The organism is Massilia sp. W12 (genome assembly GCF_037300705.1).
In the GTDB taxonomy this organism is placed as follows: Bacteria; Pseudomonadota; Gammaproteobacteria; order Burkholderiales; family Burkholderiaceae_D; genus JACPVY01.
The window spans coordinates 3,098,364-3,112,735 of the sequence record NZ_CP147776.1; the positions used below are offsets into that span (position 1 = coordinate 3,098,364).

The following is a 14,372-nucleotide window of genomic DNA, read 5'->3' on the forward strand; positions in this document are numbered from 1 at the left end:
CATGAACCAGGATTTGCAACAACGACTGTCCCGTTTAACACCGCAGCAACTGGCTTTGCTGCAACAAAAGCTGGCCAAAGGCGGGGCCGCGCCGGCAGCCCCGGCAGACCCCGCCGCCGACTGGATTGCGGCCCATCCGCTGGCTGACGGGGTGCGCATTGAACAAGCTCCGCAACAGCAGCGCCTGTGGTTTTACGAACGCATGCAAGCGCAGGCCGGCGCCTATCATCTGTACCAGATTTTGCAGCTGCATGGCGCGCTCGATGTGGCCGCCTTACAAGGTGCGCTGCAGGACATGGCGCAACGGCACGACGCCTTGCGTTTAGCCTTTACGGAAGAAGATGGCCGCCCCCTGGTGTGGCGTGCGGCGCAAGTGACGATCGGTTTGCAGGAATTTGATTTGCGCCAGCTCGCGCCCTCAGTGCAACAGGCGCGCGCTTTGCAAATGGCGCAAGAAGCCAGCCGGATTCCCTTTGATCTGTCACAACCGGGCTTAATGCGCGCGCAATTGCTGACGCTTGGCGCACAAGAATTTGTGCTGATCCTGGTGTTTCATCACATCGTGCTGGATGGCTGGGCGCTGAATCTGTATGTGCAGGAATTTTTCGCCTGCTATCACGCCCGCCAGCAAGGCCGGCAAGCGGATTTGCCGCCCGCCGGCATGGCCTATTCCGATTGGCTGCACTGGCAAAGCAGCGCTGCGCAACAAGCACAGCGGCAAGAGCAGACCGCCTGGTGGTTGCAAACCTTGCAAGGCTGTCCGGCTTATCTGAGCTTGCCGTTTGATCAGGCCCCGGCGCGCGAGTCGCGCATGCGCGGCGCCCGGCATAACTTTACGCTGGAGGCGTCTCTGCAAAGCAAATTGCAGGAATTCGCGAACGCGCATGGACTGACCATGTTCATGCTGTATTCCAGCGCCTTTGCGCTGTTGCTCGCGCGCCTGTGCGGGCAGCAGGATGTGGTGCTGGGCACGCCGCTGGCCAATCGCGATCAAGCGCGCCAGCAAAGCATGCTGGGCATGCTGGCGAATACCCTGGCCTTGCGTTTTCAAATGGAAGACGATCCCGACTGCCTGACCTTCCTGGCGCGCGCCAAAGCGCATTTCCTGGAAGCATGGCAACGCGGCGCGGCCCCGCTGGAAGAGATTGTGGATGGCCTGCGGCCAGAGCGGATTGCCGGCCGCGCCCCGCTGGTGCAAGCGCTGTTCGTCATCAGTCCGCCAGCCTCGGGGCAGCGCAATGAGGACGGCATGCGGATTACCACCATCAATCCGGGCATGCATGTGGCGCGCTTTGAACTCACCCTCAGTATGGAATCTGGCGCACAAGGCTGGCTGTGCGCGTTTGACTACGATATCGATCTGTTTGACGGCGCCAGCATCGAACGCATGGCGCAGCAATGGCAAACCCTGTTGCACAGCATGCTGGCGCAGCCGGATTGCGCAATTTCGCGCCTGCCTCTGCTGCCGCCTGAGCAGCAAACTGCGTTGCTGGCGCTGGGCGATGGCGGGCCGGCGCTGGACGGGCCGGCGCAATGTCTGCATGAATTGCTGCCGCAGGCGGCGGCCCGCACGCCGCAGGCGATTGCGCTGGTGGATGGCGCACGCAGCTGGACTTACGCCAGGCTGTATGCCGAGGTGCGCACGCTGGCGGCGCATCTGCAAGCCGCCGGCGGCGCGCCGCAGCAGCGCATCGCCTTTATCGCCGACCGCAGCGCGGAAGCGGTGTTGGCGCTGCTGGCGATTGGCGCGGTGGGCGCCGCCTATGTGCCGCTGGATGGCAGCCTGCCGGCGCAACGTTTGCAATTCATGCTGGAAGATAGCGGCGCCAGCCTGCTGTTGCACAATCAGGCCGGAGCCGCCAGCGCCGCCGCCACTGGCGTGGCGCTGCTGTCGATTGAAAACGCGCTGCGCAGTGCGCCAGCCTGCGATTACCAGGCCCCGCCGCTGGCCGCCGGATCTTGCGCGTATGTGATTTACACCTCCGGCTCCAGCGGCCAGCCCAAGGGCGTGATGTTAAGCCATGCCCAGGTGATGAATCTGGTGCGCGGCTTTGCGGCCCGCCATCCTTTCGCCAACCAGCGCCTGCTGATGATTCCGCCGCTGATGTTTGACGCCTCGGTGGGCGATCTGTTTCCCGTCATCGCCAGCAGCGCGACGCTGGTTTTGCACCCGGCCCCGCAAACCTTAAACGCAGCCGCCTTGCAAGCGTTCTGCCAGCAACAGCAAGTGACGGCGATTGACGCGCCGGCGGCTTTGTGGCGGCGCTGGACCGACGATTTAGCCGCCCTGCCCGCGCCGCGTCTGCCCGGTTTGCAATTGCTGATGTTTGGCGGCGAAGCGGTCTCGCTGGAACTGGTGCAGCGCTTTGCCGCCCTGACCGGACAGCGGGTATTGCTGGCGAATCATTATGGCCCGACGGAAGCGGCGGTGTGCGCCACCATGCAAAGCACGGTGGACGGGGCCGGGCTGCCGGCGGGCGAATTGTCCATCGGCACGCCGCTGCCAGGGGTGCGGATTTATATTCTGGATGCGCATGGCCAGCTGGTGCCGCAAGGCGCTGTGGGCGAATTGTGCATCGCCGGCGCCGGCGTGGCGCTGGGTTATCTTGGCTTGCCGGAACAAAATGCGCAGCGTTTTTGCGCCGATCCCTTCACGCCCGGCGCGCGCATGTACAAAAGCGGCGACCTGGCGCGCTTTAGCAGCGCGGGCCGGCTGCACTTCATCGGGCGGCGCGATCATCAAGTCAAATTGCGCGGTTTTCGCATTGAGCTGGGTGAAATCGAGCATGCGGCAAACAGCTGCGCCGGGGTGCAGGCGGCAATCGCCGGGGTTTGCGAGATCAAACCGGGCGACCAGCGTTTGGCGCTGTGGTATGTCGGCGCGCCGGCGCAAAACGAGTTGCGCAGCGAGTTGGCGCAACGTTTGCCGCAAGCCATGCTGCCTGCGCTGTTTTTGCAAATGGCTGCGCTGCCCCTGACGAATAACGGCAAAATCGACCGCCGCGCCCTGCCGCAACCGGGCGCCGACAGTCTGCCGCCGCGCAGCCTGCTGGCCCCGGCCAGCGCCGCCGAAGCGGATTTGCTCGCGATCTGGCGCGATTTGCTGAATCTGCAGGAAATCAGCTGCGATGATGATTTTTTCGCCATCGGCGGCGATTCGCTGATGACCTTGCCGCTGGCGGCCAGGATCCGCCAGCATTTCGCCATCGAATTTCCGGTGGCGCGCATTTTCAGCGCTTCCAGCATTGTCCGCATGGCGCAGGAAATCCAGGCCATCGCCAGCGGTGAGGCGCAAGATGCCGGCTTTCACACCCCCATCGTGCTGGAGCAGGATATCGATCCCGCCCAAGCGCAGCCGGCGCGCAGCGGCCAGGCCGCACGCCGCGCCCTGGTCAGCGGCGCCACCGGCTTTCTTGGAGCCTGGCTGGTGCGCCGTCTGCTGGATGACAGCGCTTTGCAGATTCAATGTCTGGTGCGTGCGGAAAACCCGGAAAAAGGCTTGCAACGCATCATCGCCAATTTGCAAAGTTACGACTTGTGGCGCGCCGACAGGGCGCAGCAGGATGCGGCGCGGCTGGAAATCATCGCCGGCGATTTGAGCCTGCCCATGCTGGGCTTGTCTGATGCAAGCTTCAGCCGCCTGGCGCAGGAATGCGATTTGATTTTCCATAACGGCGGCCAGGTCAACTTCCTCGCGCCTTATGAGCATATGGCGGCGGCGAATGTGGAAGGCACGCGCGCCATTCTCCGCTTAGCCTGCAGCGGGCATATCAAACCCTTGCACTTTGTCTCCACCCTCGGGGTGTATTTCAATCAGCATTATTTGTCAGACAGCGTGCGCGAAAACAGCGCGCCGCCGCTGCAGGCGCCGCAGGCTGGCGGCTATAACCAGAGCAAATGGGCGGCGGAAAGTCTGGTGTTGCAAGCGCGCGCACGCGGCTTGCCATGTGCGATTCACCGCCCGGCGCGCATCACCGGCGACAGCGTCAGCGGGGCCGCGAATGCCAGCGATTATTTCAGCGCCTGGATCAAAGGTTGCCTGCAATTGGGCATGCTGCCGGTGGAGGAAAACGACAGCTTTGACATGATTCCGGTCGATTTTGTGGCCGGCGCGATTGTCGGCATGGCCTTGCAGGGCAAGGGCTTGGCGCAGGGACAGGAAGGTGGCGGCAATTGGCATTATTACAATGCGCAACGGCTGCCGGTGAGCCAAGCCGCGCACGCCCTGCAGCAAGCCGGCTATCAACTGCCGCACGCCAGCTATGCCGAATGGCGGCTGGCCCTGCAAAGCGCGCCGCGCAGCAATCCGCTGGCGGTGTTTGCCGCACTGTACCCGGAAACGCCGGATCTGCGCGAACCGGAATTCGATTGCCGCACCACCTTTGCGCTATGCGCTGAACTCGGTTTGCACTGCCCGCCGGCGGATGCGCCGCTGTTCCTGCGCACATTGCGCTTTTTACAATCCCATGGCGCACTGCCGCACACAGCACAGGAGCAAACGGCATGAATACTCTGGCCGGCTTACGTAATTTCTTACTCATCTGGAGCGGCCAGCTGGTTTCCAGCGTCGGCTCGCGCCTGTCTTCATTCGCGCTCGGCATCTGGGTCTTAAAAACCACTGGCTCCACCTCAAAATTCGCCCTGATTTTTGTCTGCATGGCGATTCCGGCGGTGCTCCTGTCGCCCTTTGCCGGGGCCTTGGTTGACCGCTGGGACAGACGCAAAACCATGATGCTGTGCGATCTGAGTTGCAGCGTGCTGATGTTGGGGCAGGCCGCCTTGCTGGCGGCCGGCGCGCTCGAACTCTGGCATATCTATCTGGGTGCGGCGCTGGCGGCGTTAGCCAACGCGTTTCATGCGCCGGCCTATCTGGCCTCGGTGCCGCTGCTGGCCAGCAATGAGCAATTAACGCGCGCAAATGGTTTGATTCAAACCACCGAAGCGGTGGCGATGATCGCCGGCCCCCTGCTGGCCGGGGTGCTGGTGAGCATGATGAGCGTGCAAGGCGTGCTCTTGATCGACGGTTTGACATTCCTGGCCGCTGTCTTCGCGCTGTCGATGGCGCGGGTGCCGCGTCCGCCGGCGGCGCCGCAGCCGGCAGACAGCCTGTATCGCGAAGCCGCCGCCGGATTTGCCTATGTGCGGCAACAGCGCGGCCTGCTTGGCCTGCTCGGGGTGTTCGGCGTGAGCAATTTCCTGTTCGCCATCGCCAGCATCCTGATCACGCCATTGGTGCTCTCGTTCGCCACGGAAATCCAATTGGGCGAGCAATTCGCCATCGGCGGCGCCGGCCTGTTCCTGGGCGGCTTGTTTATGACCATCAGCGGCGGCTTCAAACAGCGGGCGCGCGCCGCCCTGGCGTTTTACTGCATCGCCGGGCTGGCCCTGGCGCTGCACGGCGTGGCGGCCAATTTCTGGCTGGTGTGCGGCATGGGCTTTGTGTTCTTTTTGACCTTGCCGATCATCAACGCTTCGTTCGCCTCGGTCTGGCAGAGCAAAATCGCGCCGCACATGCTGGGGCGCTGCTTTGCGATTCAACGCGTGTTATCCGAATCCGCCATGCCGGTCGGCTATGTGCTGGCCGGGCCGCTGGCGGAAAACTGGTTTGACCCCATGCTCCAACCCGGCGGCGCGCTGGCCGCTTCGGTCGGCGCCGTGATCGGCGTCGGGGCCGGGCGCGGCGTCGGCCTGATTTTCATCGTGCTGGGACTGGCGATGTTGCTCACCGCCATGCTCGCGCTGGCGCAACCGGCGATCCGCTCGGTGGATCAACTGCCCGACCAGGCGCCGCCGGATGATGCGGCAGACAGCGCCCGCGCCAGTCCGGCATAAACCATTGCAGTGACAGACAAAACGCAGACAACACACACAAAGCCGCCGCAAAAAAACCATGCCGGCGCAAAAGCAAGAAGCTGGAATATATTCCTCGGGAGCATGACATGACACACCACAATCAAACACCAGAAGGGGCCCCCCGCTGCCCTCACGCCGCAGGTCTTGGCGAACCTGCCTTGCCGATGCCGCGTTTGCTGCGCATATCAGAAGTCTTGCGCAACTATGCGGCGACGCATCCGATGGCGTGCATCGCCGACTGGGTGCACAACTACCTGGCCAAAGCGCATCCTGAACTGGGCCGCAAAGGCCCGGTCTGCCCCTTTGTGCCGATTTCACTGGAACTCGATACGATCTGGATGGCGGAAATTCCGCACAACAAACCGGATCTGCACGCAATCAGCGATGTGATTTTGCGTTATCGCGATCTGTTCCTGGAATCGGAGCCGGTGAGCGGCGCGGATATGCTGAACAAGGCCTTCCTGGTGGTGTTTCCCAATCTTGGCCCGGAAGGAGCCTCGATTGTGGATGAGGTGCAATACCATCTGAAACGGCATTTTGTCGAAAAAGGCATGATGCTGGGCGAATTCCACGCCAGCAACCAAAGCCCCGGCTTGCGCAATCCTGATTTCCGCCCCCTGCGCAGCCCGATTCCCATGCTGGCGATGCGCTATATGGTCGATTCCGACCTGCCGTTTCTGGCGCGCGAAGACTATCCGCCGGAATTGCGCACCGCCTATCTGCGCACCTATCTGGCGCGTCTGGGCAGCGATTTAAGCCCGGCCAAATTTGATGAAGCGATGAACGCCGTGATTGAGGCGGAAATTGAAAAACGTTTGCGCCAGGGCAAACCTTTGTCGAATTGGTATTGCAGCCGCTGCCAGGCATCACAGGAAAAACAGGGAGTGCCGGCATGAGCGCGCTGCATCAGGAAAAGCAAAACGGCGCGCGCATCGCGATTGTCGGCGGCGGGCTGGCCGGTTCGCTGCTGGCCCTCGCACTCGCGCAAAAGGGACATGCGGTGGATGTCTATGAACGGCGGCCCGATCCGCGCCGGCAGGAGCTGGCGGCAGGCCGCTCGATCAATCTGGGCTTATCCAAGCGCGGCATGCAGGGGCTGGCGATGGTCGGCTTGCTCGAAACCGTATTGCAAAAGGCGGTGGTGATGAGCGGGCGCGTGATCCATGCGCCGGACGGCGCGACCCGCTATCAGCCATATGGCAAAAACAGCAATGAGGTCTTGCATTCGATCGACCGGAATGAATTGAACCTGCTGTTGCTGGAAAAAGCGCTGGAACATCCGAATCTGCGCCTGTTTTTTGAACACAAGCTGGAACGGGTGGATAAGGCGCGCCAGACTTTGTATTTTGAACATGCCGGCAAACAGGTTGTGGTGCAACCCTTGTGGGTGGTCGGCGCGGATGGCGCGTTTTCCACCATGCGCCGCGAATTGCAATACGGCGAGCGGGCCGATTTCCACCAGGAATATCTGGAATGGGGCTATAAGGAATTGACGCTGGCGGCCAAGCCCGACGGCACATCCGTGATTGAAAAAACCGCCTTGCATGTGTGGCCGCGCAGCCATTGCCTGTTTGTCTCGCACCCGAACCGGGACAGCTCACACACCCTGACCCTGTTTTTGCCGCATGAGGGCAAAGACAGCTTCGCCACGGTGCAAACGCGCGAAGATGTGGCGCAGCTGGTGCAAAAATACTTCCCCGACCTGGCCCCGATGCTGCCCAATCTGCAAGAGCAATGGATGCAACACCCGACCGGGGCCTTGCTCACCATCCGCAGCGCCCCATGGCGCTATGGAGATTGGGCGGTGCTGGTGGGCGACGCCTGCCATGCGGTGTATCCCTTCTTCGGCCAGGGCATGAATTCCGCGTTTGAGGATTGCTGCACCCTGATGCAAACGCTGCAAGAACACGGCTTCGCAGCGGCCCCGGCGTTTGCCGCGTATGAGGAAAAACGCCGCCGCCACACCGATGCGCTGTGCGAATTATCCAAACGCAACTTCATTGAGCTGCGTCAGACCGTGCAATCGCCCTGGTTCTTGCTGCGCAAGAAAGTCGATCTGCTGTTAAACCGCATCATGCCCTCCAGCTGGCTGCCGCTGTACACCATGATTGCGCACACCACCATGCCGTATGCCGATGCATGGGACAAAGCCAAACGCCAAGACCGGCTCTTGAACGCCACCGCCATCGGCCTGGGCGGCATCGGTTTATGGCTGACTCTTTATCTGACCCTGGGAGCACGTTAATGCAAAGTATGACTTTAAGCGCGGGCCTTGCCGCCGCACGCGAACGGATGGTGTTGGGCGGCTTGCTGGCCTGCTTTCTGGCCATTTTGAGCGTGGTTTTTTTAAATGTCTGGCTGGCCAAGCCTGCGCTGTGGACTTTGCTGGCGGCGTTGCCGGCGCTGGCCGCCAGCCCGGCGCTGGCGCGCCGCCTGTCGCCCGGGCTGGACGGCCTGGCCTTGCGTCATCCGCTGCTGTCCATGTTGTGGTTGCTGATTGCGATTGCGCTGATGCTGCGCTTTGCCGGTCTGGCGCTGTATATGAGCAATCCCGATCTGCCGCAAGGCTCGGTGTTCTGGTTTGATGATTTTTATATCAATCACAGCTGTTTTTCAGCGTATTGGAAAGCCGATCAGCTGGCCCAGTCGAATACCGCCAATATTTATCTGCTGACGCCGTATGAGGGCATGGAGGGACGCTTCAAACTCGATGAATTTCTGTATCCGCCGCAATTTCTGCTGCTGCCGCGCGCCCTGTCCTGGCTTGGTCTGAACTTTTTGCAAATGCGCGCGCTCTGGTTTGTGCTCGACGCCTTGCTGCTGGCCGGCGTCATGCTGGCGCTGTGCGCCTGGATCGGCGGCGCCGTTGGCCGCCGGCTTGGCTTGCTGTTGCCGCTGCTGTGGCTGGGCTTTCCGATTCTGATCACGCTGCAAACCGGCAATTACCAGGTGCAGGCGCTGGCCTTGGCCGTGCTGGCGATGATACTGTTTGAGCGCAATCGCAATCTGAGCGGCGGCGCGCTGATGGCGCTGGCTTTGTTCAAAATCTTCCCCGGCATTTTATGTCTGGTGCTGTTGCTGCAAAAACGCTGGCGCGCAGTCGGCGCAACCATCGCCTTTTCCCTGCTGTATCTGGGGGCCGGCGCGCTGATCATCGGCAGCCAGCACTATCAAACCTTCCTCGGCTATCAAATGCCGCGCATGTCCAGCGCAGAACACTGGGCCTGGCTGATGTTGGACGGCTTGGAAGGGGTGGTGGCGATCAACCATTCCGTGCCGGCCCTGCTGCTCAAAGCGCGCATTTTGTTTGGCTGGAAAGACATCGGCATGGCGCATGTGGCGCAGCTGGCCTGGCTGTGGAGTCTGGCCGTGATTGCGCTGGGGGCCGTGGCCGGCTGGCGCTTGCGCCACGCCGATTTGCCGCGCAGTCAGACTGCCGCGCTGTGGATCAGCCTGTTGGCCCTGGGCGCGCTGCGCAGCGCCTTCGTGCCGGATGATTACGCCATGGTTCCCATGATCTGGCTGTGGGGCATCAGCGCTGCCGTGTATTGGGGGCCGCAGGCGGGCCGCAACGCCTTGCTGATCCTGCTTTGGCTGGCCTGCGCCACCGTGCTGCCCTTCGCCCGGTTTGATCCGGCCCAGAGCGGCGTTCTGATGCTGGTCTCTACTCTGTGTCAATTCATCACACTGTCCCTGTGTTTGTGGTCAGTGTGTTATCGTCGCGCCCACCAGGCGTAAAACAATTATTCAGCCTGCGGGCCGCACTGCGGCCCCGTATTTTTAAGAAAGAAAACCATGCAACGCAAAACCCTGAGCATCTTGCAAGCCGCGCTGGCGCTGGCCTTGCCGGCTTTGGCCGGCGCCAGCCTGGCCCAAACCACCGCCGCCCCGGCCGCCCCGGCCAGCGCGCCTGCCGCTGACAGCGACAACAGCAAACTGCGCTTGAAGATCCCGCGCGCCGCCAAAGCGCCGGTATTGGCGGACTATATCGGCAAACTGCCGGCTGAACCGGGTCTGGAAGTCAAGGATTTCCGCCAGAATGAGCCGGGCGACGGCCTGCCGGCGGCAAATGACACCCGGGTCTATCTTTCGTATGACGATGAACACCTGTATGCGGTGTATATCTGCAAGGACGATCCGCGCCAGATCCGCGCGCGCATCGCCAAGCGTGAAGATTTATTCGGCGACGATGCGGTGATTCTGGATATTGACACCTTCCACGATAAACAGCGCAGCTACCGCTTTTATATCAATCCCTATGGCGTGCAATTGGATGGCAAATACACCGAAGGCCAGGGGCTGGATTTGAATTTCGACACGCAGTGGAAATCCGATGGCCGCATCACCGATGACGGCTATGTGGTGAGCGTGGCGATTCCCTTCAAGAGTCTGCGCTTTGCGCGCGGGGCCAGCCAGGATTGGGGGATTTCCTTTGGCCGCATCACCGCGCGCCTGAATGAATTCGCCTACTGGCCGTATATCACCAAGCGCAAAGAAGGCTTTGTCTCGCAATTCGCCTCGCTCGACATCCCCTCGACTGTCTCGCCGGGCCGCAATATCCAGCTGATTCCCTACATCAGCCAGCGCAGCAGCAAACTGTTGAACCCGGATTACAATCCGCCCGCCGATCCGTCTCAACCGGGAAATTCGTATTTTGAGCGGCAAAATAAGACCCGCGCCGGGCTGGACGCCAAATTTGTGCTGGCCGATGCGTTTGCCGTCGATTTGACCTACAACCCGGATTTCAGCGAAGTCGAAAGCGATGAGCCGCAAGTGGTGATCAATCAGCGCTATGAATCGCTGTTCCCGGAAAAACGTCCCTTCTTCCTGGAAAACGCCGGCTTTTTCAATTCGCCCAAATCACTGTTTTTCTCGCGCCGCATTTCCGACCCGAAACTGGGCGCACGCATCACCGGACGCACAGGCCCCTGGTCAATCGGAGCCCTGGTGATTGACGACAACGGCCCGGGCCGCCAGCTGATGCCCGGCGCCAAAGACTATGGCAAAAAAGCCCATATCGCAGTTGGCCGCGTACAACGCGATTTCGCCGATGATTCCAACGCCGGTTTGCTGCTGACCCGACGCAGCATGGGCGATAACAACAACACCGTGGCGAGCGCCGATGTGCGTTACAAAATCAATCAAAACTGGGTCTTCAGCGCACAAGGCGCGCGCAGCGAAACCGAGGGCAATCACTTAAGCGGAAAGATCAATGGCCATCTGCTGTTTTTGGATTTGACCCGCTCGGATCGCGATTTCAATTACAACGCGCAATATCTGGACATTTCCAGAGACTTTGACACCGCGCTGTCGTATTTGCCGCGCACCAGCATCAAACAAATCAACCAGACCGCCAGCTATGCCTGGTTCTGGGAAAACCAGCCCTTCCTGCGCAGCGTCACCCCCTCATGGAATATGAGTATGACGCAAGAAGGCGAACGCCTGCAGGACTGGAACAGCAAGCTGGGCCTGAGCGTGAGCGGCGCGCGCGCCACCAATTTCGAGCTGTACCGCCTGGACGGACGCGAAAACTTCTTTGGCGAGACCTTCTTCAAACATGGCTGGCTGGCCTCGGCCAACACCGAGTGGCTGGACTGGCTGACCGCCTCCGTCAGCATAGGCCGCAATGATGTCCTGAACTATGCCTGGAAGGGCAACGCCAACAGCATGCTGGGGCTGGAACACAGCTACACCATGTCGCTGAAAATCACCCCGCATCCGCAATGGCGTCTGGAGCAAGCCTTGTATTGGAATGACTTGCGCACCAAGGATGGCCGCGACGAAGCGATTTACCGGCAACTCTTAGCGCGCACCAAACTGAGCTACCAGCACAGCCGTTTCGCCGCCGTGCGCTTGATCATGGACTACAGCAATTTGCAGGCCAACCCGGCGCACAGCCTGTACCCCAGCGGCAAACGCTTGAACACCGATCTGCAATACAGCTATATTCTGAGCCCGGGCACCACGCTGTATGTCGGCTATACCGACATCGCGCAAAGCCAGCGTCTGGAAAATGGCCGGCTGCAAGCCACCCCGAATCTGGATCTGCACACCGGGCGCCAGGCGTATGTGAAGTTCAGCTATCTGTTCCAGTACTGATGATGCGCGTCAGATCAAAGCGGAGCGCCGCATGAAAGCCCGTCATCTCCTGACGTATGGCGCAGTCGCCGCATTCGCCCTGTGGTGCGCGGCGGCGCTGCGCGCCGATCTGGCGCAAATCTCATTCGCCCCGCTGTTGGCCGCGCCCGGCCTGCTGCTTGGCGTCGCCGCCCTGTCCCTGCTCAACTACGGCTTGCGCCTGTGGCGCTGGGACTGGTATTTGCGCCGCCTGGGCCACCAGCTGCCGCCGCGCCTGATGGGCCTGGGCTATCTGGCCGGCTTTGCCTTCACGCTCTCGCCCGGCAAAGTGGGCGAGATGGTCAGGGCGCGCTATTACCAGCCTGCCGGGGTCGGCCTGCCGGCCTGTGCGGCGGCGTTTTTTGTTGAGCGTCTGATGGATTTATTCGCCATGCTGGCCCTGGCCGCCTGGGGTCTGGCGGCGATTGCCGGCTATGCCTATCTGGTGTGGCCGGTGGCGGCGCTGCTGAGCGGCGCGCTGGCCACCCTGGCCTGCACGCCCTGGGCCAGCCTGCAAACCCGCTTTCAGGGCCAGAGCAAGCGCGCGCAAGCCGTGCGCGGCCTGTTGCAAATATTGCAAGATGCACGCGCCCTGCTCTCACCCGGCATACTGCTGGCCGGCTTTGCCCTGGGGGTGTGCGCCTGGGGCCTGGAAGGTTTGGGCCTGGGACTGTTAGCGCGGATTTACCCCGCGCCGGCGCTGGCCTGGCCGGACGCCTGCGGCATTTATGCGATTGCGATTATCATCGGCGCTTTATCATTTTTACCGGGCGGCCTCGGCAGTGCGGAAGCGGCCATGACCGCGCTTTTGCACCACCACGGCTTTACCCTGCCGCAAGCGCTGCTGCTGACGCTGGCTTGCCGCCTGCTGACCTTATGGCTGGCGGTGCTGTTAGGCTGGCTCGCGGTATGGCGTTTGCAGTATGATTCTTCTTATTCTTCCGGGCCGATATGAGCACCCCGATTCCCACCACCACACAGGCGCCTGATCTGCCCTTATGCGTTGATTTGGACGGCACACTGCTGCTGACCGATGTCTTGCTGGAATCCGCCTTGCTGTTAATCAAACGCAATCCCTTATGGCTGTGCATGATGCTGTTTTGGCTGTTGCGCGGCAAAGCGCATCTGAAAGCGCAAATCGCCCGGCGCGTCCGGCTTGACGCCGCCAGCCTGCCGCGCCAGAGCGATTTTTACGCCTGGCTGTGCGCGCAAAAAGCGGCTGGCCGCACACTCTGGCTGTGCACCGCCTCACACCACATCCCGGCGCAGCAAATCGCCGACGCCTGCGGCATTTTCGATGGCGTGTTAGCGACTCAAGAAAAGAATCTGGCGGGGGCCAACAAGGCGCAGGCTTTGCTGGCGCGCTTTGGCGAACGCGGCTTTGATTATTGCGGCAACGCCAAAGTCGATCTGGCGATCTGGCGCGTGGCGCGCCAGGCGATTGTGGTCAACGCCAGCCCGGCCCTGACCCGCGCGGCGCAAGCCATCGCGCCTGCGCTGCAAAGCTTTCCATATCCGCGCAACCGCGCCACCGCCCTGATGCGCGCACTGCGCCTGCATCAGTGGGTGAAAAACCTGCTGGTCTTGGTACCGCTGCTGGCGGCGCATAAATTTCATGACAGCCAATTACTGCTGCAAGCCGGACTGGCCTTCCTCGCCTTTTCGCTGTGCGCCTCATCCGTGTATCTGCTCAACGATATGCTGGACTTGAACGCCGACCGGCAGCACCCGCGCAAACGCAAACGCCCCTTCGCCAGCGGCCAGCTGTCGCTGCTGTGGGGCTTTGCCACAGCGCCGCTGCTATTGCTCGCCAGCGCCTTGCTGTGCCTGTTGCTGCCGCTGCAATTCGCCCTGATTCTGGCGGCCTACTACGTGCTGACGCTGGCTTACTCCTTCCATTTGAAACGTCTGGTGATGATTGATGCGATCAGCCTGGCCGGCCTGTACACCATCCGCATCGTGGCCGGCGCGGCGGCGGTCGATGTCCCGCTGTCTTTCTGGCTGCTGGTGTTCTCCGTGTTCCTGTTTCTCAGCCTGGCGCTGGTGAAACGCTATTGCGAATTGGACGGCATGCGGCGCCAGGGCAAATTGCATGCCGCCGGGCGTGGCTATGTCACCGATGACTTGTCGATTTTGCACAGCATGGGCATGGCCGCCGGCTATATCTGCGTATTGGTGTTAGCGCTGTATATCAACAGCCCGGCGATTGCCATGCTGTACAAACGTCCGTCCCTGATCTGGCTTTTATGCGTTTTGCTGCTGTATTGGATCAGCCGGGTCTGGATTCTGGCGCATCGCGGCTTGCTGCATGATGATCCGGTGGTGTTTGCCCTGAAAGACCGCGCCAGTCTGGCGCTGGCGGCCAGCGGGGCGGCGATTGTGTTAGCGGCCAGTTGGTGAAT

8 protein-coding genes are annotated in these 14,372 nt (G+C 61.5%); all 8 read left to right on the forward strand.

Going from position 1 to position 14,372, the window contains the following annotated elements:
* Position 1 precedes the first annotated feature (1 nt).
* The 8 genes from V8J88_RS12310 (at position 2) to V8J88_RS12345 (ending at position 14,370) form a co-directional block, all read left to right on the forward strand.
* Positions 2 to 4,507 carry an amino acid adenylation domain-containing protein gene (locus V8J88_RS12310; protein WP_338844427.1) on the forward strand — a complete coding sequence of 1,502 codons (4,506 nt, stop codon included), beginning with the start codon at positions 2 to 4 and terminating at the stop codon, positions 4,505 to 4,507.
* Positions 4,504 to 5,832: an MFS transporter gene (locus tag V8J88_RS12315; protein WP_338844428.1), complete on the forward strand. Its 1,329-nt coding sequence runs from the start codon at positions 4,504 to 4,506 to the stop codon at positions 5,830 to 5,832. Before V8J88_RS12310 ends, V8J88_RS12315 begins: the two co-directional genes overlap by 4 nt.
* A gap of 185 nt (positions 5,833 to 6,017) precedes the next feature.
* Complete coding sequence (locus tag V8J88_RS12320) at positions 6,018 to 6,749, forward strand: DUF6875 domain-containing protein (RefSeq protein WP_338849879.1); 732 nt, start codon at positions 6,018 to 6,020, stop codon at positions 6,747 to 6,749.
* Complete coding sequence (locus V8J88_RS12325) at positions 6,746 to 8,098, forward strand: FAD-dependent monooxygenase (protein ID WP_338844429.1); 1,353 nt, start codon at positions 6,746 to 6,748, stop codon at positions 8,096 to 8,098. Before V8J88_RS12320 ends, V8J88_RS12325 begins: the two co-directional genes overlap by 4 nt.
* Positions 8,098 to 9,591, forward strand: a complete 1,494-nt coding sequence (locus V8J88_RS12330) for a glycosyltransferase family 87 protein (protein WP_338844430.1) — start codon at positions 8,098 to 8,100, stop codon at positions 9,589 to 9,591. The genes V8J88_RS12325 and V8J88_RS12330 overlap by 1 nt, the downstream gene beginning before the upstream one ends.
* A gap of 57 nt (positions 9,592 to 9,648) precedes the next feature.
* The gene (locus V8J88_RS12335; RefSeq protein ID WP_338844431.1) at positions 9,649 to 11,952 is read left to right on the forward strand and encodes a DUF5916 domain-containing protein; all 2,304 of its coding nucleotides are present in this window, start codon (positions 9,649 to 9,651) and stop codon (positions 11,950 to 11,952) included.
* Between the two features lie 31 nt (positions 11,953 to 11,983).
* Positions 11,984 to 12,925, forward strand: coding sequence for a lysylphosphatidylglycerol synthase transmembrane domain-containing protein (locus tag V8J88_RS12340; protein WP_338844432.1), 942 nt, complete (start codon positions 11,984 to 11,986; stop codon positions 12,923 to 12,925).
* Positions 12,922 to 14,370: a UbiA family prenyltransferase gene (locus V8J88_RS12345; RefSeq protein ID WP_338844433.1), complete on the forward strand. Its 1,449-nt coding sequence runs from the start codon at positions 12,922 to 12,924 to the stop codon at positions 14,368 to 14,370. Before V8J88_RS12340 ends, V8J88_RS12345 begins: the two co-directional genes overlap by 4 nt.
* Positions 14,371 to 14,372 lie beyond the last annotated feature (2 nt).

Bases quoted from the DNA above. Each gene is read 5' to 3' on its own strand.
- V8J88_RS12310 (WP_338844427.1), top strand. From the start codon at position 2: ATGAACCAGGATTTGCAACAACGACTGTCCCGTTTAACACCGCAGCAA.
- V8J88_RS12315 (WP_338844428.1), top strand. From the start codon at position 4,504: ATGAATACTCTGGCCGGCTTACGTAATTTCTTACTCATCTGGAGCGGC.
- V8J88_RS12320 (WP_338849879.1), top strand. From the start codon at position 6,018: ATGCCGCGTTTGCTGCGCATATCAGAAGTCTTGCGCAACTATGCGGCG.
- V8J88_RS12325 (WP_338844429.1), top strand. From the start codon at position 6,746: ATGAGCGCGCTGCATCAGGAAAAGCAAAACGGCGCGCGCATCGCGATT.
- V8J88_RS12330 (WP_338844430.1), top strand. From the start codon at position 8,098: ATGCAAAGTATGACTTTAAGCGCGGGCCTTGCCGCCGCACGCGAACGG.
- V8J88_RS12335 (WP_338844431.1), top strand. From the start codon at position 9,649: ATGCAACGCAAAACCCTGAGCATCTTGCAAGCCGCGCTGGCGCTGGCC.
- V8J88_RS12340 (WP_338844432.1), top strand. From the start codon at position 11,984: ATGAAAGCCCGTCATCTCCTGACGTATGGCGCAGTCGCCGCATTCGCC.
- V8J88_RS12345 (WP_338844433.1), top strand. From the start codon at position 12,922: ATGAGCACCCCGATTCCCACCACCACACAGGCGCCTGATCTGCCCTTA.